This is a genomic window from Mixta hanseatica (assembly GCF_023517775.1).
GTDB classification, from domain to species: domain Bacteria; phylum Pseudomonadota; class Gammaproteobacteria; order Enterobacterales; family Enterobacteriaceae; genus Mixta; species Mixta hanseatica.
This window is the reverse complement of sequence record NZ_CP082904.1, coordinates 441,175-458,678: the sequence shown is the minus strand read 5'-3', so window position 1 is coordinate 458,678 and position 17,504 is coordinate 441,175. Positions and strand designations below refer to the sequence as shown.

The window sequence follows — 17,504 nt, the reverse complement described above, 5'->3', positions numbered from 1 at the left end:
AGGAATAGCGTGTCCGAATCATTAAAAATAATTTTTGCCGGCACCCCTGACTTCGCAGCGCGTCATCTTGACGCGCTGCTTACGTCTGAACATCAGATTGTGGGGGTTTTTACCCAGCCCGACCGCCCCGCTGGACGTGGTAATAAACTGACTCCCAGTCCGGTTAAACTGCTGGCGCAACAGCACGCTCTGCCAGTATTCCAGCCAAAATCGCTGCGTCCGGCAGAAAGCCAGCAGCTGGTTGCCGATTTGCAGGCTGATGTGATGGTGGTGGTCGCCTACGGTTTGATCCTGCCGCAGGCGGTTTTGGATATGCCGCGTCTCGGCTGTATTAATGTTCACGGTTCTCTGCTCCCACGCTGGCGCGGCGCGGCGCCTATTCAACGCGCGCTTTGGGCCGGCGACAGCGAGACCGGCGTCACCATTATGCAAATGGATGCGGGCCTGGATACCGGCGCCATGCTATTGAAACTGGCCAGCCCCATCAGCGCGGCGGATACCAGCGCAACGCTATATAGCCGACTGGCGGAGCTGGGTCCGCAAGGTTTACTGGAAACCCTGACGCAGTTAAGTCATGGCAGCGCCCAGCCTCAGCCGCAGGATGACGCGCTGGCAACCTACGCTGAAAAACTCAGCAAAGAAGAAGCGCAGCTCGACTGGTCGCTTTCGGCCGCTCAGCTGGAACGCTGTATCCGCGCGTTTAATCCGTGGCCGGTCAGCTACTTTTACATTGAAGAGCAGCCAGTTAAGGTATGGCAGGCCAGCGTTCTGCCGCATCAGACCGGATATCAGCCTGGCGAAGTTATACAGGCGGATAAGAACGGTATTCAGGTTGCCACCGCGGAGGGCATCTTAAATATCCAAACGCTGCAGCCTGCAGGTAAAAAAGCCATGTCGGCCCAGGATATCCTGAATTCACGCCGTGAGTGGTTTACGCCAGGAACGCGCCTCGCCTGACTCAAAGCCCGGTAATCATGCCGGGCTTAGTTTATTGATGATTCATATATGAAAAAAACGGTTAATCTCCGCAGCCTTGCGGCCCAAACTCTTGAGCGCGTGGTAGAACAGGGGCAATCGCTGAGCAACCTGTTGCCGACAGCGCAAAAAAACCTCTCGGATAAAGACGGCGCGTTGTTACAGGAACTCTGCTTCGGCGTATTACGCACGCTGCCGCTTCTTGAAGCTGCGATTAAGCAACTGATGTCTCGCCCGTTAACCGGCAAGCAGCGTTCTCTGCACTTCTTGATGATGGTCGGCCTTTATCAACTGCTTTATACGCGTATTCCGGCTCATGCCGCGCTGGCTGAAACGGTTGAAGGCGCAACCGTCCTGAAACGCCCGCAAATGAAAGGACTGGTAAACGGCGTTTTGCGCCAGTTTCAGCGTCAGCAGACTGAATTAATGGCGCAGCTTGAACAATCTCCGCAACGCTTTTTACATCCAGGATGGTTGCTGAAACGTCTGCAGCTGGCATGGCCAGATCAGTGGCAGCAGATTATTGAGGCAAATAATCAACGACCGCCGATGTGGCTACGCGTCAATCGTCAGCACCATAGCCGTGAACAGTGGCTGGCTCTGTTGCAGGAAAGCGGCAACAGCGCCACGCCTCATCCTCTTTATCCTGATGCCTTGATGCTGGAAACGCCCTCATCGGTAGGTCAGCTGCCCGGCTTCGATCGGGGATGGGTTACGGTCCAGGATGCTTCTGCGCAGGGCTGCGTCACTTGGCTTGCACCACAGAACGGAGAGCGTATCCTCGATCTGTGCGCAGCGCCCGGCGGCAAGACCACCCATATTCTGGAAGCGGCGCCGGACGCGCAGGTTATGGCGGTGGATGTAGATGCGCAACGCTTGAAACGCGTTTATGAAAACCTGAAGCGATTGAATATGCAGGCGGATGTTAAACAGGGCGATGGGCGTTACCCGGAGCAGTGGTGTAAGGGCATGCAGTTCGATCGCATTTTACTGGATGCGCCCTGCTCTGCGACCGGCGTGATTCGTCGCCATCCTGATATTAAGTGGCTGCGACGCGATCGTGATATTCCAGAGCTGGCAGCCCTGCAGCGTGAGATCCTGGATGCCATCTGGCCTTATCTGAAAAGCGGCGGTACGCTGGTTTATGCAACCTGCTCCATCCTGCCGGAAGAGAATCATCTGCAGATTGAAAGCTTCCTGGCGCGCCATCAGGATGCGGAACATATTTCCCTTAGCGGTGATGCAACCATCGGCCTACAGTGTTTCCCGCACCCGCAGGATGGGGATGGATTCTTTTACGCTAAGCTAATAAAAAGATAACGTAGTATGCGCTGCGGCAACCTATAAGTTGAAACAACGATGAAAATAATCATTCTCGGAGCAGGCCAGGTTGGCGGCACGCTGGCAGAAAACCTGGTGGGTGAAAATAACGATATTACCGTGGTGGATAAAGACGCTACGCGTCTACGTCAGCTGCAGGATAAGTTCGATTTACGTGTCGTCCAGGGGCACGGTTCCCATCCACGCGTATTGCGTGAAGCCGGCGCGCAGGATGCCGATATGTTGGTAGCGGTAACCAGCTCCGATGAAACGAATATGATCGCCTGTCAGGTGGCCTATACCTTATTCAACACGCCAAACCGTATCGCGCGTATTCGGGCTGCCGACTATGTTCGTGATGCAGATAAGTTGTTCATACCGGAAGCGGTGCCTATCGATCATCTAATTTCACCAGAGCAGCTGGTGATCGATAATATTTATCGCTTGATCGAGTATCCCGGCGCGCTACAGGTGGTCAATTTTGCCGAGGGTAAAGTGAGCCTGGCGGTAGTGAAAGCCTATTACGGCGGTCCGCTGATTGGTAACCCGTTATCGATTATGCGTGAGCATATGCCGCATATCGATACGCGCGTTGCCGCGATATTCCGCCAGGATCGTCCTATTCGCCCGCAGGGGTCAACCATTGTCGAAGCCGGCGATGAGGTCTTTTTTATCGCAGCCAGCCAGCATATCCGTGCGGTGATGAGCGAGATGCAGCGGCTGGAAAAACCTTATAAAAGAATCATGCTGGTTGGCGGCGGCAATATTGGCTATGGCCTGGCGATGCGGCTGGAAAAACACTACAGCGTAAAACTGATTGAACGTAATCAGCAGCGCGCTGCAGAGCTGGCCGAGCTGTTGCAGGACACCATCGTTTTCTATGGCGATGCATCGGATCAAGAGCTGCTCGTGGAAGAGCATATTGATCAGGTCGATCTTTTTATCGCCGTCACTAATGACGATGAAGCCAATATCATGTCAGCCATGCTGGCTAAAAAGATGGGCGCCAAAAAAGTAATGGTGCTTATCCAGCGGCGTGCTTATGTCGATTTGGTACAGGGCAGCGTAATCGATATCGCCATTTCTCCACAGCAGGCAACGATATCCGCTCTGCTAAGTCACGTACGTAAAGCAGATATCGTGAGTGTCTCATCGTTGCGCCGCGGCGTTGCTGAAGCCATTGAGGCTATTGCGCATGGGGATGAAACCACTTCTCGCGTGGTTGGCCGTCTGGTTGAAGAGATTAAACTGCCGCCAGGTACCATTATCGGTGCCGTGGTCCGCGGCGATGACGTCATGATCGCCAATAACAACCTGCGTATCGAACAGGGCGATCATGTCATCATGTTCCTGACGGACAAAAAGTTCGTGCCGGACGTGGAGCGTCTTTTCCAGCCCAGCCCGTTCTTCCTGTAAAACCGTTAAGTAGCAAGGATGCTGCTTAAACACCTCACCCCATGAATTTCGCGCTTCGTTAATTGGCCATGGCAATCCCTGATTCGTTTGTTAGACTTTATGGTTTGGCAATGGAAAGGAGCTGTTTATGAGTTTTTTTAAAGAATTCCGTGATTTCGCTATGCGCGGCAACGTGGTGGATCTGGCCGTCGGTGTCATTATCGGTGCAGCCTTCGGTAAAATCGTTTCATCGCTGGTGGCAAACATCATTATGCCGCCGCTGGGATTACTGATCGGCGGGGTAGATTTCAAGCAGTTCAAGTGGGTATTAAAACCGGCTCAGGGAGAGACGCCGCCGGTAGTGATGGAGTACGGGATCTTTTTGCAGAACATTTTTGACTTCATCATCATCGCGTTTGCGATTTTTATCGCTATCAAATTGATGAATAAACTGCATAAGAAGAAGGAAGTTGAAAAGCCGGCAGCAAAACCCAGCGCGGAAGCGACGTTGTTAACTGAAATCCGTGACTTGATGAAGCAACAGAATAATAAAGGCTAAACATTCATGTTATTCAGAGTAAGAGGCGCAGGCTTTTACGTGCAGTGCAGCGCTTAGCGCTCTCTTATTAATCAAAAGGCCAGTGGTAAAGTCTGCTTTACCACTGGCCTCCCAACTGGCCTTATTGTTGTGTTTTGCTTTACGCCGATAGCTGCCTTTACCCTTCACATTTACCTCGATCCGCGTTTTGAACAGAGGATCATGCAATAAAGCTTCGATAGCGTTGTTGTTGATTTTACCTTTTTTATGCTGGTAACCAGACATAACGTCTCCTTTGTTGATCGTCGGGTAAGTATATAGATCTGTTTTTGGCTGAAATCAATGTTTGCCCGCCCTTGCCTCGTTGTTTTTTACCGTTCCCTGTTCCAGGCTTTCCAGAATAGCGCACTCAATGCTGGTATGAGCAGAGCCGCAGCAGGCGTCACTCAAGCTTTGTAAAGAACGTTGCATCAATTGCAACTCCACAATACGCGTTTCAACTTCCTGCAGGCGCGCCGTGACGATATTTTTAGATTCCTGGCAGGTGTGATGTTCCGGATCAATGCGGATCGAAAGTAAATCGCGGATCGCGTCTAACGTTAATCCTAATCGCTTTGCATGCCGAATAAATTTTAGCCGCCGCAGATCCTCATCGTTATATAAGCGAAATCCGCCTGTGGATCGCGCTGGCGCATCCATCATATTTTCTTTTTCATAATAACGGATGGTATCTGGCGTGACGTCGGCCAGCCGAGCCAACTCCCCGATACGATACATATTTACTCTCCTACAAGACGTTGGGCGATGGCATCCCGATATTGACCAGAAAGAAAATCGGTATTCATACCTGCCTGTCTGAGTTTTATTTCTAACAGGCGCAGACGCTTTAACGTCTCGCTGTGCGTCTTATCCTCGGGATGAAGCTCTTTTAACAGATCATTAAGCTCCAGCGCTTCGCGACGCATTTCCAGTTCTGGTGGCAGATAACCCGCATTTTTTAACAGGCGGTAGCCAGCGCGAAGCTCAGGAGGTACATGGCTGTCATCGTCTAATACGAGCGGCGCACCTTCGCCAGGCAGGCCTTCCAGCTCACCCTTTTGTTGTGCATCGCGAATATGCTGTTCAGCCAGCTGATCGATTAACCACATATCATGCTCCGGAAAATAGCAGAGCTTCAGAATAGCGCAGAATGGAAACAGGTAAAGCGGAGATGAAAATAGGATATAAAAAAACCGGGCACCAGGCCCGGTTTCTTTAACATACAGCAGATTACTCTGCTGCAGCTTCTGCTTGAGCTTCTGGACGATCAACCAGCTCGATGTAAGCCATCGGAGCGTTGTCACCAGCGCGGAAGCCACACTTCAGAATACGAGTGTAACCACCGGCACGGCTCGCGAAACGCGGGCCCAGCTCGTTAAACAGTTTTGCCACGATCTCGTTATCACGAGTGCGGGCGAATGCCAGACGACGATTAGCTACGCTGTCGGTCTTGGCAAGAGTAATCAGCGGCTCAACTACGCGACGCAGCTCTTTCGCTTTCGGCAGGGTCGTCTTGATGATCTCATGACGAACCAAAGAGCCGGCCATGTTGCGGAACATAGCCTGACGATGGCTGCTGTTGCGGTTCAGTTGACGACCACTCTTACGATGGCGCATGACCTTATCCTTCTCAGTAAAACCTTAACCTGCGATCTGGTTATTCATCAGCAATGCTTGCCGGCGGCCAGTTTTCCAGGCGCATGCCCAGAGAAAGACCACGTGAGGCCAGCACGTCTTTAATCTCAGTAAGAGATTTTTTACCAAGGTTAGGCGTTTTAAGTAGCTCAACCTCGGTACGCTGTACCAGATCACCGATGTAGTGGATAGCTTCTGCCTTAAGGCAGTTAGCAGAGCGGACAGTCAATTCCAGATCGTCAACAGGGCGCAGCAGGATCGGATCGAATTCTGGTTTCTCTTCTTTAACTTCCGGCTGACGTACGTCACGCAGGTCAACGAAAGCTTCGAGTTGTTCTGCCAGAATGGTTGCCGCACGACGGATCGCCTCTTCAGGATCGATAGTGCCGTTGGTTTCCATTTCGATGACCAGCTTGTCCAGGTCGGTACGCTGTTCTACGCGCGCAGCTTCAACATTGTAGGCGATACGGTCTACAGGGCTGTAGCAGGCGTCGACCAACAGACGGCCGATTGGGCGCTCATCTTCTTCCGAATGAATTCGGGCAGAAGCCGGCACATAACCACGGCCACGCTGAACTTTGATACGCATATTAATAGATGCGTTTTCATCGGTCAGATGGCAGATCACGTGCTGCGGCTTGACGATTTCGACATCACCATCATGGGTAATGTCGGCTGCAGTCACAGGGCCAATGCCAGATTTATTCAGCGTAAGGATGACTTCATCTTTACCCTGAACTCTTACCGCCAGCCCTTTCAGGTTAAGCAGGATTTCCAGGATATCTTCCTGTACGCCCTCTTTTGTGCTGTACTCATGAAGTACACCATCAATCTCAACCTCGGTCACCGCGCAACCCGGCATGGATGACAGCAGAATACGGCGCAGTGCGTTACCAAGAGTATGGCCAAAGCCACGCTCTAAAGGCTCAAGGGTCACCTTGGCGTGCGTCGAACTCAGTTGCTCGATATCTACCAGGCGCGGTTTTAGAAACTCTGTCACAGAACCCTGCATTGTGTCCTCTCTTTGGTACTAAGCTTTACTTAGAGTAAAGCTCGACGATCAGGTGTTCGTTAATGTCCGCAGACAGATCGGTACGTTCAGGAATACGCTTGAACACACCTTCCATCTTAGTTGCATCAACTTCCAGCCAGGTTGGCTTTTCACGCTGCTCAGCCAGCTCCAGAGCGGCTTTCACGCGAGACTGCTTTTTGGCTTTCTCGCGGATGCTGACTACGTCATTCGGAGATACCTGATAAGAAGCGATGTTAACAACGCGACCATTTACCATGATAGATTTATGGCTAACCAGCTGGCGTGCTTCTGCACGAGTGGCGCCAAAGCCCATACGGTAAACTACGTTGTCCAGACGACCTTCCAGCAGTTGTAACAGGTTTTCACCGGTGTTGCCTTTCAGACGTGCTGCTTCTTTGTAATAGTTACGGAACTGACGCTCCAGAACGCCGTAGATACGACGAACTTTTTGCTTTTCACGTAACTGACCGCCGTAGTCAGACAGACGCGGTTTACGCGCACCGTGCTGGCCAGGGGCTTGTTCAATCTTACACTTGGAATCAATCGCGCGAACGCCAGACTTCAGGAACAGGTCTGTGCCCTCACGACGGCTCAGCTTGAGCTTAGGACCCAAATATCTTGCCATTTTCTTTCTCCAACTATCCTAAAAACGGGCGTTATACGCGACGTTTTTTCGGCGGACGACAACCGTTGTGAGGGATCGGAGTCACATCAGTAATATTAGTGATGCGGAAACCTGCGGCGTTCAGAGCACGAATGGTAGATTCGCGACCCGGACCCGGACCCTTAACCATAACTTCCAGATTCTTGATACCGTAATCTTTCACGGCCTCTGCGCAGCGCTCAGCAGCAACCTGTGCAGCGAACGGCGTAGATTTACGAGAACCACGGAAACCGGAACCACCGGCAGTTGCCCAACCCAGTGCGTTACCCTGACGGTCAGTAATGGTAACGATGGTGTTGTTAAAAGAAGCATGGACATGAGCCACGCCATCTGAGACTTGTTTTCTTACACGCTTACGTGCACGAACTGGTGCCTTTGCCATTATTCAATCACCCCGATTATTTCTTGATCGGTTTGCGCGGACCCTTACGGGTACGGGCGTTGGTCTTGGTACGCTGACCGCGCACTGGCAGACCACGACGATGACGCAAACCGCGGTAGCAACCAAGGTCCATCAGACGCTTGATGCTCATGCTCACTTCACGGCGCAGATCACCTTCAACGACAAATTTGGCAACTTCGTCACGCAGCGTGTCGATTTGTTCTTCAGACAGCTCACTGATCTTAACATCTTCAGCGATACCCGCAGCAGCACAGATGGCCTTGGAGCGAGTTTTGCCGACACCGTAGATCGAAGTTAATGCGATTACGGCATGTTTCTGATCAGGAATGTTAATGCCTGCTATACGGGCCACTATGCACTCCTATAAATTATATATGCGCCCCATACTGAAAAGCCCGTTTTCAGGATACTCAAATGGAAACGCACAGACATACAAAAGATTGGCTGGCTAATCTAGCCAGCTCAACCCAACTTTGCAAGAAAAATATGCGAGAAAATCAGCCCTGGCGCTGTTTATGCTTAGGCTCGGCGCTGCAAATCACACGCACGACGCCGTCGCGACGGATGATTTTGCAGTTACGACATAATTTCTTGACGGAAGCACGAACTTTCATTTTTACTCTCCGTAACTTCTCAAGCGCCTGATTAGCGGCTATAGCCTTTCAGGTTTGCTTTCTTCAATGCAGACTCGTACTGACTGGACATCATCAGAGTTTGCACTTGAGCCATAAAGTCCATGATGACCACAACGACGATAAGCAGTGAGGTTCCACCGAAGTAGAACGGTACTTTCATCGCATCACGCATGAACTCCGGGATCAGGCAGATGAAAGTAATGTAGAGCGCACCAACTAGCGTCAGACGCGTCATCACTTTATCGATGTACTTCGCCGTTTGCTCTCCCGGACGAATTCCTGGTACAAATGCACCAGACTTCTTCAGGTTATCTGCTGTTTCGCGCGGATTGAAAACCAATGCCGTATAGAAGAAACAGAAGAAGATGATTGCAGTCGCATAGAGTAGCACATAAAGCGGCTGTCCTGGCTGCAAATACAGCGAAATAGTTGTCAGCCAGTTCCATCCTGTACCACCACCAAACCATGATGCGATGGTAGCCGGGAACAGGATAATGCTGGAGGCGAAAATTGCCGGGATAACCCCTGCCATGTTCACCTTCAACGGTAAATGTGTACTCTGTGCAGCATAGACACGACGGCCTTGCTGACGTTTCGCATAGTTCACCACAATGCGGCGTTGACCACGCTCAACGAAAACAACGAAGAAGGTCACTGCAAATACGAGAACTGCAACCAACAGCAACAGAAGGAAGTGCAGGTCGCCTTGCCGCGCTTGCTCGATGGTATGGCCAATGGCCGGCGGAAGCCCCGCAACAATACCAGCAAAGATTATGATTGAAATACCGTTGCCGATACCTCGTTCAGTAATCTGCTCGCCCAGCCACATCAGGAACATCGTTCCCGTAACCAGACTCACAACAGCGGTGAAGTAGAAAGCAAAGCCTGGATTAATTACCAGGCCCTGCATCCCAGGCATATTCGGCAGACCGGTAGCAATACCGATCGACTGAAATATCGCCAACACCAGAGTACCGTAACGGGTGTACTGGCTAATCTTGCGACGGCCAGCCTCCCCTTCTTTCTTTATTTCTGCCAGGGCGGGATGAACCACCGTCAGCAGCTGGATAATAATTGATGCCGAGATATACGGCATAATACCCAGAGCAAAGATTGAAGCACGGCTTAAAGCACCACCAGAGAACATGTTGAACATTTCAATGATGGTGCCACGCTGTTGTTCAAGCAGTTTGGCAAGTACAGTGGCATCGATACCAGGGATCGGAATAAAAGAGCCAATGCGGAATACAATCAGCGCACCGATGACAAACAAAAGTCTGCGTTTCAGTTCGCCGAAACCGCCCTTGGCACTTTGAAAATCTAATCCTGGTTGCTTAGCCATCTGCTACTTATTCCTCAATTGTACCGCCAGCAGCTTCGATTGCAGCACGAGCGCCTTTAGTGACACGCAGACCGCGAACCGTAACCGGTGCAGAAACTTCGCCAGACAGAATCACTTTCGCGAATTCAATCTGAGTACCGATGATGTTTGCTGCTTTCAGCGTATTCAGGTCAACGATACCGCCTTCCACTTTCGCCAGCTCGGACAGGCGAATTTCCGCCGTTACCATTGCTTTACGAGAAGTGAAGCCAAATTTCGGCAGACGACGGTACAGAGGCATCTGACCGCCTTCGAAACCACGACGTACGCCACCGCCAGAACGAGAGTTCTGACCTTTGTGACCGCGGCCGCCGGTTTTACCGAGACCAGAACCGATACCACGACCCAGGCGTTTACCCGCCTGTTTTGAGCCTTCGGCCGGAGACAGAGTATTCAAACGCATCTGTTACTCCTCCACTTTAACCATATAGGAAACAGCGTTAACCATACCGCGAACAGCAGGCGTGTCTTCACGCTCAACGGTATGACCAATGCGACGCAGACCCAGGCCAAGCAGCGTTGCCTTATGCTTAGGCAAACGGCCGATTGCACTACGGGTTTGTGTAATTTTGATCGTCTTTGCCATGGTCAATTACCCCAGAATGTCTTCAACGGATTTACCACGCTTGGCAGCGACCATTTCCGGAGATTTCATATTTTCCAGGCCATCAATAGTTGCACGAACCACGTTGATCGGGTTGGTGGAACCATAGGTTTTAGCCAGAACGTTATGAACTCCAGCGACTTCCAGGACGGCGCGCATTGCACCACCGGCGATGATACCGGTACCTTCAGAAGCCGGTTGCATGAACACACGGGAACCTGTGTGCGCACCTTTAACAGGGTGCTGCAGGGTGCCGTTAGTCAGCGCGACGTTAATCATGTTGCGACGGGCTTTTTCCATCGCTTTCTGGATCGCTGCCGGAACTTCACGCGCTTTACCGTAACCAAAACCTACGCGACCGTTACCATCACCCACTACAGTCAGTGCGGTGAAGGAGAAAATACGGCCACCTTTCACAGTTTTAGATACACGGTTTACCGCGATCAGTTTTTCCTGCAGTTCGCCAGCTTGTTTCTCGATGTGTGCCATCTTAGACCTCTACCTTAGAACTGAAGGCCAGCTTCACGGGCAGCTTCTGCCAGTGCCTGGACGCGACCATGATATTGGAAACCGGAACGGTCGAAAGCAACGCCTTTGATGCCTTTTTCCAGCGCGCGCTCAGCAATAGCTTTACCTACAGCGGAAGCCGCGTCTTTGTTACCGGTGTACTTCAGTTGTTCAGAGATAGCTTTTTCTACAGTAGAAGCAGCAACCAGAACTTCAGAGCCGTTCGGGGCGATGACCTGTGCGTAGATATGACGCGGGGTACGATGTACCACCAGGCGAGTAGCACCCAGCTCTTTGATCTTGCGACGTGCGCGGGTCGCACGACGGATACGAGCAGATTTCTTATCCATAGTGTTACCTTACTTCTTCTTAGCCTCTTTGGTACGCACGACTTCGTCGGCGTAACGAACACCCTTGCCTTTGTAAGGCTCAGGACGACGGTAGGCGCGCAAGTCAGCCGCAACCTGGCCGATCAGCTGTTTATCAGCACCTTTCAGTACGATTTCAGTCTGAGACGGACATTCTGCAGTGATTCCCGCAGGCAGAGCGTGTTCAACCGGGTGAGAAAAACCCAGTGAAAGATTCACGACATCGCCTTTAACGGCTGCACGATAACCTACACCAACCAGCTGCAGCTTCTTAGTGAAGCCTTCGGTAACACCGATAACCATTGCGTTCAGCAGCGCACGGGCAGTACCCGCCTGCGCCCAGCCGTCAACGAAACCTTCGCGCGGAGCGAAAGTCAGAGCGTTGTCAGCATGCTTAATTTCAACAGCATTATTGATAGTACGAGTCAGCTCGCCGTTTTTACCTTTGATCGAAATTTCCTGACCGTTGAGTTTTACCTCTACGCCGGCAGGAACAACGACAGGTGCTTTAGCAACACGAGACATAGTTTCCTCCGTTAAGCCACGTAGCAGATAATTTCGCCACCAAGACCAGCCTGGCGCGCTGCACGATCAGTCATAACACCTTTAGAGGTAGAAACAACAGCAATACCCAGTCCAGCCATTACCTTCGGCAGCTCATCTTTTTTCTTATAGATGCGCAGGCCAGGACGGCTAACACGTTGAATGCTTTCTACCACAGCTTTACCCTGGAAATACTTAAGAGTCAGTTCCAGTTCCGGCTTGATGTCGCCTTCGATTTTGAAATCTTCAATATAACCTTCTTCCTTCAGCACGTTGGCGATTGCCACTTTCAGCTTGGAGGAAGGCATGGTGACCGCAACTTTGTTCGCGGCCTGACCGTTACGGATACGGGTCAGCATATCCGCGATCGGATCTTGCATGCTCATCTGTCTTTACTCCCGTGATTCAATTGGTGACAATTACCAGCTAGCCTTTTTCAGACCCGGAATTTCACCGCGCATAGCGGCTTCACGGACCTTGATACGGCTCAACCCGAACTTCCGCAGGAAACCATGCGGACGACCTGTTTGACGGCAGCGGTTACGCTGACGAGACGGGCTGGAATCACGCGGCAGACTCTGCAGCTTGAGAACAGCATTCCAACGATCTTCGTCGGAGGCGTTCACATCAGAAATGATCGCTTTCAGTTCTACGCGTTTTGCGAAGAATTTGTCTGCTAATTTCTCACGCTTGACTTCGCGTGCTTTCATTGATTGCTTAGCCATTAAGTAACCCTACCTTACTTGCGGAACGGGAAGTCAAAAGCAGCCAGCAGAGCACGGCCTTCATCATCAGATTTCGCAGTAGTGGTAATGGTGATATCCAAACCACGAACGCGATCGACTTTGTCGTAGTCGATTTCTGGGAAGATGATCTGCTCACGGACGCCCATGCTATAGTTACCACGACCATCGAAAGACTTCGCAGACAGGCCACGGAAGTCACGAATACGCGGTACAGCAATAGTGACCAGACGCTCAAAGAACTCCCACATGCGTTCGCCACGCAGAGTTACTTTACAGCCGATCGGATAGCCCTGACGGATTTTGAAGCCTGCAACTGATTTGCGTGCTTTGGTGACCAGCGGTTTTTGACCGGAGATTGCTGCCAGGTCAGCTACTGCGTTATCCAGCAGCTTTTTGTCAGCGATCGCTTCACCAACACCCATGTTCAGGGTGATCTTCTCGACCCGAGGGACTTGCATGACAGAATTGTAGCCAAACTCAGTCATGAGTTTTTTAACTACTTCGTCTTTGTAGTAATCATGCAGTTTCGCCATCGTACTACTCCAAATTACTTGATAGTTTCGCTGTTAGACTTGAAGAAACGGACTTTTTTGCCGTCTTCGAATCTAAAGCCTACACGGTCAGCCTTACCGGTAGCCGCATTGAAGATAGCAACGTTAGAAACCTGGATTGCAGCTTCTTTTTCAACGATGCCGCCTGGTTGGTTCAGAGCCGGAACCGGCTTCTGATGTTTCTTCACCAGGTTGATACCTTCAACAATGACCTTGCCAGAAGACAGGACATTTTTTACTTTACCGCGCTTACCTTTATCTTTGCCGGTCAGCACGATAACTTCGTCGTTACGACGGATTTTCGCTGCCATTGCTCGCTCCTTAGAGTACTTCTGGTGCCAGGGAGATAATTTTCATGAACTTTTCATTACGAAGTTCACGAGTTACCGGCCCAAAAATACGCGTTCCGATAGGCTGCTCGCTGTTATTGTTCAGAATAACGCATGCATTACCATCGAAGCGAATGACAGAACCGTCAGGGCGACGAACACCCTTCCTGGTGCGCACCACTACCGCCTTAAGCACATCACCTTTTTTCACTTTACCACGCGGAATTGCTTCCTTGATGGTAACTTTGATGATGTCGCCTACGCCTGCGTAGCGACGGTGCGAGCCACCCAGAACCTTGATACACATTACGCGACGTGCACCGGAGTTGTCGGCGACGTTCAGCATAGTCTGTTCTTGGATCATTTTAGTGCTCCGCTAATGTCAACTACTACTTCGGGACCCAAACAGCGGGTCGTTAGAAAGCCCCATAATTGAGGGCGCGGCATTATAACACCGGTCCCCGCAGATGGGTAGAAAAAATAAACGGCTCATGTCGAGCCGATATTTGAACCTGTAAATTAAGGAACGCGACATTCTAAGGAATTGTTCACTCTGTAGCAATCGTAATCTGCACACTTCTTCATCTTATTAGCAGTTATTCTTCGGTGCCGGGGCTGATAAGGCGCTTCAGGCGCCAAAGTTAGCGCCTAATGGCCCTTCCCCATCGCAGCCAACGTCTCTTATATCAACCCTTTTTAATGCCGGATCGGCGAAGCCGGGCGACAGGCAAAAAAAAACCCTCTGCCGAGGCAGAGGGTTTCAATAAGAAAGAGGCTTCTATTACAGAACCGCTTTCTCAATAACGCGAACCAGAGTCCAGGACTTAGTCTTGGACAGCGGACGGCATTCGCGGATTTCTACCACGTCACCGATACCGCATTCGTTGTTCTCGTCATGGATGTGCAGCTTAGTCGTACGCTTAATGAATTTACCGTAGATCGGGTGCTTCACGAAACGCTCGATAGCAACAACTGCAGATTTCTGCATTTTGTCACTAACAACACGACCTTGCAGAGTACGAATTTTATCGGTCATTACGCACCCGCCTTCTCAGTCAGTAAAGTTTTAACGCGTGCAACATCACGGCGCACATTCTTCAGCAGATGAGTCTGCTGCAGCTGGCCAGATGCTGCCTGCATGCGCAGGTTAAACTGCTCACGCAGCAGGTTCAGCAGCTCAGTGTTCAGCTCTTCAACGCTTTTTTCACGCAGCTCTTTTGCTTTCATTACATCACCGTCTTAGTAACAAAGGTGGTTTTGATAGGCAGTTTTGCTGCTGCCAGCTTGAATGCTTCACGGGCCAGCTCCTCCGGTACGCCGTCCATTTCATACAGGACTTTACCCGGCTGGATCAAGGCAACCCAATACTCCACGTTACCTTTACCTTTACCCATACGCACTTCCAGCGGCTTCTCGGTGATCGGTTTGTCCGGGAATACACGGATCCAGATCTTACCTTGACGCTTAACTGCACGGGTCATAGCACGACGTGCTGCTTCGATCTGACGAGCAGTCAGACGACCACGGCCAACAGCTTTCAGACCGAAAGTACCGAAGCTCACATCCGTACCGGCAGCCAGACCACGGTTGCGGCCTTTGTGCACCTTACGGAATTTTGTACGCTTTGGTTGTAACATCAGCGACTCTCCTTACTTACGGCCTTTACGCTGCTGCTTTTTCGGTTGAGCAGCCGGTTTTTCCGGTTGTTCAACAGCAGCCATACCACCCAGGATCTCACCTTTGAAGATCCATACCTTAACGCCGATTACACCATAAGTGGTGTGCGCTTCTGAGGTGTTGTAGTCAATGTCAGCACGCAGGGTGTGCAGCGGTACGCGACCTTCGCGGTACCATTCGGTACGTGCGATTTCTGCGCCGCCCAGACGGCCACTAACTTCAACTTTGATACCTTTAGCGCCCAGACGCATTGCGTTCTGTACAGCACGCTTCATCGCGCGGCGGAACATCACGCGACGCTCCAGCTGAGAAGTGATGCTGTCAGCAACCAATTTCGCGTCCAGTTCCGGTTTACGGACTTCGGCGATATTGATCTGCGCAGGAACGCCAGCGATATTCGCTACAACGTTGCGCAGTTTTTCTACGTCTTCGCCTTTTTTACCGATAACGATGCCCGGGCGAGCAGTGTGAATGGTCACACGGATGCTTTTAGCCGGACGCTCGATAACGATGCGCGATACAGACGCTTTAGCCAGTTCTTTAGTCAGGAACTGACGCACTTTAAAATCGCTGTCCAGGTTGTCAGCGAATTCTTTGGTATTAGCGAACCAGGTAGAGTTCCAGGGTTTAACAATACCCAGTCGAATACCATTAGGATGTACTTTCTGACCCATTGCTAGTCTCCAGAGTCTCAGCGATCGGACACAACCACAGTAATGTGGCTGGTGCGCTTCAGGATGCGATCTGCACGACCTTTCGCACGCGGCATAATGCGCTTCATGCTTGGGCCTTCGTCGACGAAAATTTTCGCGACTTTCAGATCGTCGATATCAGCGCCATCGTTGTGTTCTGCGTTAGCAATGGCAGATTCCAGAACTTTCTTGACCAGTACAGCCGCTTTCTTATTGGTGTAGGTCAGGATGTCCAGAGCCTGCGACACTTTCTTACCGCGAATCAGGTCAGCCACCAGGCGAACCTTTTGAGCAGAAGAACGAGCGTGGCGATGTTGAGCAATAGTTTCCATCTCTTCCTCCTGCCTTAGCGTTTCTTGGCTTTTTTATCAGCCGCGTGACCGCGATAAGTACGAGTCGGCGCGAATTCACCCAGTTTGTGACCAACCATTTCGTCGGAAACAAAGACAGGTACGTGCTGACGACCATTATGGACAGCGATGGTCAAACCGATCATATTTGGAAAGATCGTTGAACGACGGGACCAAGTGCGCAGGGGCTTCTTGTCACCGCTTTCCACCGCTTTCTCTACCTTCTTCAGCAAGTGCAGGTCAATAAATGGACCTTTCTTGAGAGAACGTGGCATGGCTTATCCTCTAATATTATTTGCTACGGCGACGTACGATAAATTTATCAGTACGCTTGTTGCTACGGGTCTTCTTACCTTTGGTCTGAACGCCCCACGGGGTTACCGGGTGCTTACCAAAGTTACGACCTTCACCACCACCGTGCGGGTGATCTACTGGGTTCATCGCAGTACCACGAACGGTCGGACGAACACCACGCCAGCGGGCTGCACCTGCTTTACCCAGAACGCGCAGCATGTGCTCAGCGTTACCGACTTCGCCCAGTGTTGCGCGGCAGTCAGATTCGACTTTACGCATTTCACCTGAACGCAGACGCAGGGTTACGTAGGAACCTTCACGCGCAACGATCTGCACGTAAGCACCAGCAGAACGAGCAATCTGACCGCCCTTGCCTGGTTTCATTTCTACGTTATGAACGGTGGAACCTACTGGGATGTTACGCATCGGCAGGGTGTTACCTGCTTTGATCGCAGCATCAACGCCAGACTGAATCTGGTCGCCAGCTTTCAGGCCTTTAGGGGCCAGGATATAACGGCGTTCGCCATCTTTGTACAGAACCAGCGCGATGTTCGCGGAACGGTTCGGATCGTACTCAAGACGTTCAACAACTGCCGGGATACCGTCTTTGTTGCGTTTAAAGTCAACGATACGGTAAGCCTGCTTATGACCACCACCAATGTGACGCGTGGTGATGCGGCCATTGTTGTTACGGCCACCGGATTTGCTGTTTTTTTCCAGCAGCGGAGCAAATGGTTTGCCCTTGTGCAGCTCTGGGTTCACCACTTTAACTACGTGGCGACGACCCGGAGATGTCGGTTTACATTTAACAATTGCCATTGTTCT

Annotated in this window: 31 protein-coding genes; 4 read left to right on the top strand and 27 right to left on the bottom strand. The window is 51.2% G+C overall.

Annotated features, from left to right (window positions below):
* Positions 1-9 precede the first annotated feature (9 nt).
* The 4 genes from fmt to mscL all read left to right on the top strand — a co-directional run bounded on the left by fmt (position 10) and on the right by mscL (position 4,249).
* Entirely contained in the window at positions 10-957 is a 948-nt protein-coding gene (gene fmt, locus K6958_RS02150) for a methionyl-tRNA formyltransferase (protein ID WP_249893136.1), read from the top strand.
* A 48-nt stretch (positions 958-1,005) separates the two neighbouring features.
* Positions 1,006-2,295 (top strand): 16S rRNA (cytosine(967)-C(5))-methyltransferase RsmB, encoded by a 1,290-nt coding sequence (rsmB, locus tag K6958_RS02145; RefSeq protein ID WP_249893135.1) that lies wholly within the window; start codon positions 1,006-1,008, stop codon positions 2,293-2,295.
* Positions 2,296-2,334: 39 nt separating this feature from the next.
* The gene (trkA, locus tag K6958_RS02140) at positions 2,335-3,711 is read left to right on the top strand and encodes a Trk system potassium transporter TrkA (protein WP_249893134.1); all 1,377 of its coding nucleotides are present in this window, start codon (positions 2,335-2,337) and stop codon (positions 3,709-3,711) included.
* Positions 3,712-3,838: 127 nt separating this feature from the next.
* On the top strand, positions 3,839-4,249 hold the full coding sequence (gene mscL, locus K6958_RS02135; RefSeq protein ID WP_249893133.1) for a large-conductance mechanosensitive channel protein MscL: 411 nt from the start codon (positions 3,839-3,841) through the stop codon (positions 4,247-4,249).
* A 9-nt stretch (positions 4,250-4,258) separates the two neighbouring features.
* Here mscL and K6958_RS02130 read toward each other — a convergent pair whose 3' ends face one another.
* The 27 genes from K6958_RS02130 to rplB all read right to left on the bottom strand — a co-directional run bounded on the left by K6958_RS02130 (position 4,259) and on the right by rplB (position 17,498).
* Positions 4,259-4,513: an alternative ribosome-rescue factor A gene (locus tag K6958_RS02130; protein ID WP_249893132.1), complete on the bottom strand. Its 255-nt coding sequence runs from the start codon at positions 4,511-4,513 to the stop codon at positions 4,259-4,261.
* Between the two features lie 54 nt (positions 4,514-4,567).
* Entirely contained in the window at positions 4,568-5,005 is a 438-nt protein-coding gene (gene zntR, locus K6958_RS02125) for a Zn(2+)-responsive transcriptional regulator (protein ID WP_249893131.1), read from the bottom strand.
* Between the two features lie 2 nt (positions 5,006-5,007).
* The gene (locus tag K6958_RS02120; RefSeq protein ID WP_249893130.1) at positions 5,008-5,376 is read right to left on the bottom strand and encodes a DnaJ family domain-containing protein; all 369 of its coding nucleotides are present in this window, start codon (positions 5,374-5,376) and stop codon (positions 5,008-5,010) included.
* A gap of 121 nt (positions 5,377-5,497) precedes the next feature.
* Complete coding sequence (gene rplQ / locus K6958_RS02115; protein ID WP_003850180.1) at positions 5,498-5,884, bottom strand: 50S ribosomal protein L17; 387 nt, start codon at positions 5,882-5,884, stop codon at positions 5,498-5,500.
* Positions 5,885-5,924: 40 nt separating this feature from the next.
* The gene (locus K6958_RS02110) at positions 5,925-6,914 is read right to left on the bottom strand and encodes a DNA-directed RNA polymerase subunit alpha (RefSeq protein WP_085068452.1); all 990 of its coding nucleotides are present in this window, start codon (positions 6,912-6,914) and stop codon (positions 5,925-5,927) included.
* 25 nt (positions 6,915-6,939) lie between these two features.
* Positions 6,940-7,560, bottom strand: coding sequence for a 30S ribosomal protein S4 (gene rpsD / locus K6958_RS02105; protein ID WP_085068454.1), 621 nt, complete (start codon positions 7,558-7,560; stop codon positions 6,940-6,942).
* 31 nt (positions 7,561-7,591) lie between these two features.
* The gene (rpsK, locus tag K6958_RS02100; protein WP_004160563.1) at positions 7,592-7,981 is read right to left on the bottom strand and encodes a 30S ribosomal protein S11; all 390 of its coding nucleotides are present in this window, start codon (positions 7,979-7,981) and stop codon (positions 7,592-7,594) included.
* A gap of 16 nt (positions 7,982-7,997) precedes the next feature.
* The gene (gene rpsM / locus K6958_RS02095; protein ID WP_008457189.1) at positions 7,998-8,354 is read right to left on the bottom strand and encodes a 30S ribosomal protein S13; all 357 of its coding nucleotides are present in this window, start codon (positions 8,352-8,354) and stop codon (positions 7,998-8,000) included.
* Positions 8,355-8,499: 145 nt separating this feature from the next.
* Positions 8,500-8,616: a 50S ribosomal protein L36 gene (rpmJ, locus tag K6958_RS02090; protein WP_004160566.1), complete on the bottom strand. Its 117-nt coding sequence runs from the start codon at positions 8,614-8,616 to the stop codon at positions 8,500-8,502.
* A 31-nt stretch (positions 8,617-8,647) separates the two neighbouring features.
* A complete protein-coding gene (gene secY, locus K6958_RS02085; RefSeq protein WP_104955947.1) occupies positions 8,648-9,979 on the bottom strand; it encodes a preprotein translocase subunit SecY in 1,332 nt (443 codons plus the stop codon).
* 7 nt (positions 9,980-9,986) lie between these two features.
* Complete coding sequence (gene rplO, locus K6958_RS02080; protein WP_249893129.1) at positions 9,987-10,421, bottom strand: 50S ribosomal protein L15; 435 nt, start codon at positions 10,419-10,421, stop codon at positions 9,987-9,989.
* A gap of 3 nt (positions 10,422-10,424) precedes the next feature.
* Positions 10,425-10,604 (bottom strand): 50S ribosomal protein L30, encoded by a 180-nt coding sequence (gene rpmD / locus K6958_RS02075; protein ID WP_004846568.1) that lies wholly within the window; start codon positions 10,602-10,604, stop codon positions 10,425-10,427.
* Positions 10,605-10,610: 6 nt separating this feature from the next.
* Positions 10,611-11,111 (bottom strand): 30S ribosomal protein S5, encoded by a 501-nt coding sequence (rpsE, locus tag K6958_RS02070; RefSeq protein ID WP_085068460.1) that lies wholly within the window; start codon positions 11,109-11,111, stop codon positions 10,611-10,613.
* A 14-nt stretch (positions 11,112-11,125) separates the two neighbouring features.
* Positions 11,126-11,479: a 50S ribosomal protein L18 gene (rplR, locus tag K6958_RS02065; protein WP_249893128.1), complete on the bottom strand. Its 354-nt coding sequence runs from the start codon at positions 11,477-11,479 to the stop codon at positions 11,126-11,128.
* 9 nt (positions 11,480-11,488) lie between these two features.
* Positions 11,489-12,022, bottom strand: coding sequence for a 50S ribosomal protein L6 (gene rplF, locus K6958_RS02060; RefSeq protein WP_085068462.1), 534 nt, complete (start codon positions 12,020-12,022; stop codon positions 11,489-11,491).
* An 11-nt stretch (positions 12,023-12,033) separates the two neighbouring features.
* Positions 12,034-12,426: a 30S ribosomal protein S8 gene (rpsH, locus tag K6958_RS02055; RefSeq protein ID WP_017374146.1), complete on the bottom strand. Its 393-nt coding sequence runs from the start codon at positions 12,424-12,426 to the stop codon at positions 12,034-12,036.
* Positions 12,427-12,459: 33 nt separating this feature from the next.
* Positions 12,460-12,765: a 30S ribosomal protein S14 gene (rpsN, locus tag K6958_RS02050; protein WP_085068464.1), complete on the bottom strand. Its 306-nt coding sequence runs from the start codon at positions 12,763-12,765 to the stop codon at positions 12,460-12,462.
* 14 nt (positions 12,766-12,779) lie between these two features.
* Positions 12,780-13,319 carry a 50S ribosomal protein L5 gene (rplE, locus tag K6958_RS02045; RefSeq protein WP_038629762.1) on the bottom strand — a complete coding sequence of 180 codons (540 nt, stop codon included), beginning with the start codon at positions 13,317-13,319 and terminating at the stop codon, positions 12,780-12,782.
* A gap of 14 nt (positions 13,320-13,333) precedes the next feature.
* Positions 13,334-13,648, bottom strand: a complete 315-nt coding sequence (rplX, locus tag K6958_RS02040) for a 50S ribosomal protein L24 (protein ID WP_038629761.1) — start codon at positions 13,646-13,648, stop codon at positions 13,334-13,336.
* Positions 13,649-13,658: 10 nt separating this feature from the next.
* Positions 13,659-14,030 (bottom strand): 50S ribosomal protein L14, encoded by a 372-nt coding sequence (gene rplN, locus K6958_RS02035; protein ID WP_038629760.1) that lies wholly within the window; start codon positions 14,028-14,030, stop codon positions 13,659-13,661.
* Between the two features lie 417 nt (positions 14,031-14,447).
* A complete protein-coding gene (gene rpsQ, locus K6958_RS02030) occupies positions 14,448-14,702 on the bottom strand; it encodes a 30S ribosomal protein S17 (RefSeq protein ID WP_003850147.1) in 255 nt (84 codons plus the stop codon).
* On the bottom strand, positions 14,702-14,893 hold the full coding sequence (rpmC, locus tag K6958_RS02025; protein WP_038629759.1) for a 50S ribosomal protein L29: 192 nt from the start codon (positions 14,891-14,893) through the stop codon (positions 14,702-14,704). The genes rpsQ and rpmC overlap by 1 nt, the downstream gene beginning before the upstream one ends.
* The gene (gene rplP, locus K6958_RS02020; RefSeq protein WP_008927134.1) at positions 14,893-15,303 is read right to left on the bottom strand and encodes a 50S ribosomal protein L16; all 411 of its coding nucleotides are present in this window, start codon (positions 15,301-15,303) and stop codon (positions 14,893-14,895) included. The genes rpmC and rplP overlap by 1 nt, the downstream gene beginning before the upstream one ends.
* A 12-nt stretch (positions 15,304-15,315) precedes the next feature.
* Positions 15,316-16,017 (bottom strand): 30S ribosomal protein S3, encoded by a 702-nt coding sequence (rpsC, locus tag K6958_RS02015; RefSeq protein ID WP_085068468.1) that lies wholly within the window; start codon positions 16,015-16,017, stop codon positions 15,316-15,318.
* 17 nt (positions 16,018-16,034) lie between these two features.
* The gene (gene rplV / locus K6958_RS02010; RefSeq protein ID WP_007891659.1) at positions 16,035-16,367 is read right to left on the bottom strand and encodes a 50S ribosomal protein L22; all 333 of its coding nucleotides are present in this window, start codon (positions 16,365-16,367) and stop codon (positions 16,035-16,037) included.
* A gap of 14 nt (positions 16,368-16,381) precedes the next feature.
* A complete protein-coding gene (gene rpsS / locus K6958_RS02005) occupies positions 16,382-16,660 on the bottom strand; it encodes a 30S ribosomal protein S19 (RefSeq protein WP_004929772.1) in 279 nt (92 codons plus the stop codon).
* Positions 16,661-16,676: 16 nt separating this feature from the next.
* Positions 16,677-17,498 carry a 50S ribosomal protein L2 gene (gene rplB / locus K6958_RS02000; protein ID WP_103061372.1) on the bottom strand — a complete coding sequence of 274 codons (822 nt, stop codon included), beginning with the start codon at positions 17,496-17,498 and terminating at the stop codon, positions 16,677-16,679.
* Positions 17,499-17,504: the final 6 nt, after the last annotated feature.

Excerpts from the sequence above, each read along its gene's own strand:
- rsmB (WP_249893135.1), top strand. The coding sequence starts at position 1,006 with ATGAAAAAAACGGTTAATCTCCGCAGCCTTGCGGCCCAAACTCTTGAG.
- rplE (WP_038629762.1), bottom strand. The coding sequence starts at position 13,319 with ATGGCGAAACTGCATGATTACTACAAAGACGAAGTAGTTAAAAAACTC.
- rpsN (WP_085068464.1), bottom strand. The coding sequence starts at position 12,765 with ATGGCTAAGCAATCAATGAAAGCACGCGAAGTCAAGCGTGAGAAATTA.
- K6958_RS02110 (WP_085068452.1), bottom strand. The coding sequence starts at position 6,914 with ATGCAGGGTTCTGTGACAGAGTTTCTAAAACCGCGCCTGGTAGATATC.
- secY (WP_104955947.1), bottom strand. The coding sequence starts at position 9,979 with ATGGCTAAGCAACCAGGATTAGATTTTCAAAGTGCCAAGGGCGGTTTC.
- rpsE (WP_085068460.1), bottom strand. The coding sequence starts at position 11,111 with ATGGCACACATCGAGAAACAAGCTGGCGAACTGCAGGAAAAACTGATC.
- rplB (WP_103061372.1), bottom strand. The coding sequence starts at position 17,498 with ATGGCAATTGTTAAATGTAAACCGACATCTCCGGGTCGTCGCCACGTA.
- K6958_RS02120 (WP_249893130.1), bottom strand. The coding sequence starts at position 5,376 with ATGTGGTTAATCGATCAGCTGGCTGAACAGCATATTCGCGATGCACAA.
- rpmD (WP_004846568.1), bottom strand. The coding sequence starts at position 10,604 with ATGGCAAAGACGATCAAAATTACACAAACCCGTAGTGCAATCGGCCGT.
- rplF (WP_085068462.1), bottom strand. The coding sequence starts at position 12,022 with ATGTCTCGTGTTGCTAAAGCACCTGTCGTTGTTCCTGCCGGCGTAGAG.
- rplR (WP_249893128.1), bottom strand. The coding sequence starts at position 11,479 with ATGGATAAGAAATCTGCTCGTATCCGTCGTGCGACCCGCGCACGTCGC.
- rplN (WP_038629760.1), bottom strand. The coding sequence starts at position 14,030 with ATGATCCAAGAACAGACTATGCTGAACGTCGCCGACAACTCCGGTGCA.
- rpsC (WP_085068468.1), bottom strand. The coding sequence starts at position 16,017 with ATGGGTCAGAAAGTACATCCTAATGGTATTCGACTGGGTATTGTTAAA.
- rpsD (WP_085068454.1), bottom strand. The coding sequence starts at position 7,560 with ATGGCAAGATATTTGGGTCCTAAGCTCAAGCTGAGCCGTCGTGAGGGC.
- rplO (WP_249893129.1), bottom strand. The coding sequence starts at position 10,421 with ATGCGTTTGAATACTCTGTCTCCGGCCGAAGGCTCAAAACAGGCGGGT.
- trkA (WP_249893134.1), top strand. The coding sequence starts at position 2,335 with ATGAAAATAATCATTCTCGGAGCAGGCCAGGTTGGCGGCACGCTGGCA.
- rpsK (WP_004160563.1), bottom strand. The coding sequence starts at position 7,981 with ATGGCAAAGGCACCAGTTCGTGCACGTAAGCGTGTAAGAAAACAAGTC.
- rplP (WP_008927134.1), bottom strand. The coding sequence starts at position 15,303 with ATGTTACAACCAAAGCGTACAAAATTCCGTAAGGTGCACAAAGGCCGC.
- rplQ (WP_003850180.1), bottom strand. The coding sequence starts at position 5,884 with ATGCGCCATCGTAAGAGTGGTCGTCAACTGAACCGCAACAGCAGCCAT.
- mscL (WP_249893133.1), top strand. The coding sequence starts at position 3,839 with ATGAGTTTTTTTAAAGAATTCCGTGATTTCGCTATGCGCGGCAACGTG.
- K6958_RS02130 (WP_249893132.1), bottom strand. The coding sequence starts at position 4,513 with ATGTCTGGTTACCAGCATAAAAAAGGTAAAATCAACAACAACGCTATC.
- rplX (WP_038629761.1), bottom strand. The coding sequence starts at position 13,648 with ATGGCAGCGAAAATCCGTCGTAACGACGAAGTTATCGTGCTGACCGGC.
- rpsS (WP_004929772.1), bottom strand. The coding sequence starts at position 16,660 with ATGCCACGTTCTCTCAAGAAAGGTCCATTTATTGACCTGCACTTGCTG.
- rpsQ (WP_003850147.1), bottom strand. The coding sequence starts at position 14,702 with ATGACCGATAAAATTCGTACTCTGCAAGGTCGTGTTGTTAGTGACAAA.
- rpsH (WP_017374146.1), bottom strand. The coding sequence starts at position 12,426 with ATGAGCATGCAAGATCCGATCGCGGATATGCTGACCCGTATCCGTAAC.
- zntR (WP_249893131.1), bottom strand. The coding sequence starts at position 5,005 with ATGTATCGTATCGGGGAGTTGGCTCGGCTGGCCGACGTCACGCCAGAT.
- rpmJ (WP_004160566.1), bottom strand. The coding sequence starts at position 8,616 with ATGAAAGTTCGTGCTTCCGTCAAGAAATTATGTCGTAACTGCAAAATC.
- rplV (WP_007891659.1), bottom strand. The coding sequence starts at position 16,367 with ATGGAAACTATTGCTCAACATCGCCACGCTCGTTCTTCTGCTCAAAAG.
- rpmC (WP_038629759.1), bottom strand. The coding sequence starts at position 14,893 with ATGAAAGCAAAAGAGCTGCGTGAAAAAAGCGTTGAAGAGCTGAACACT.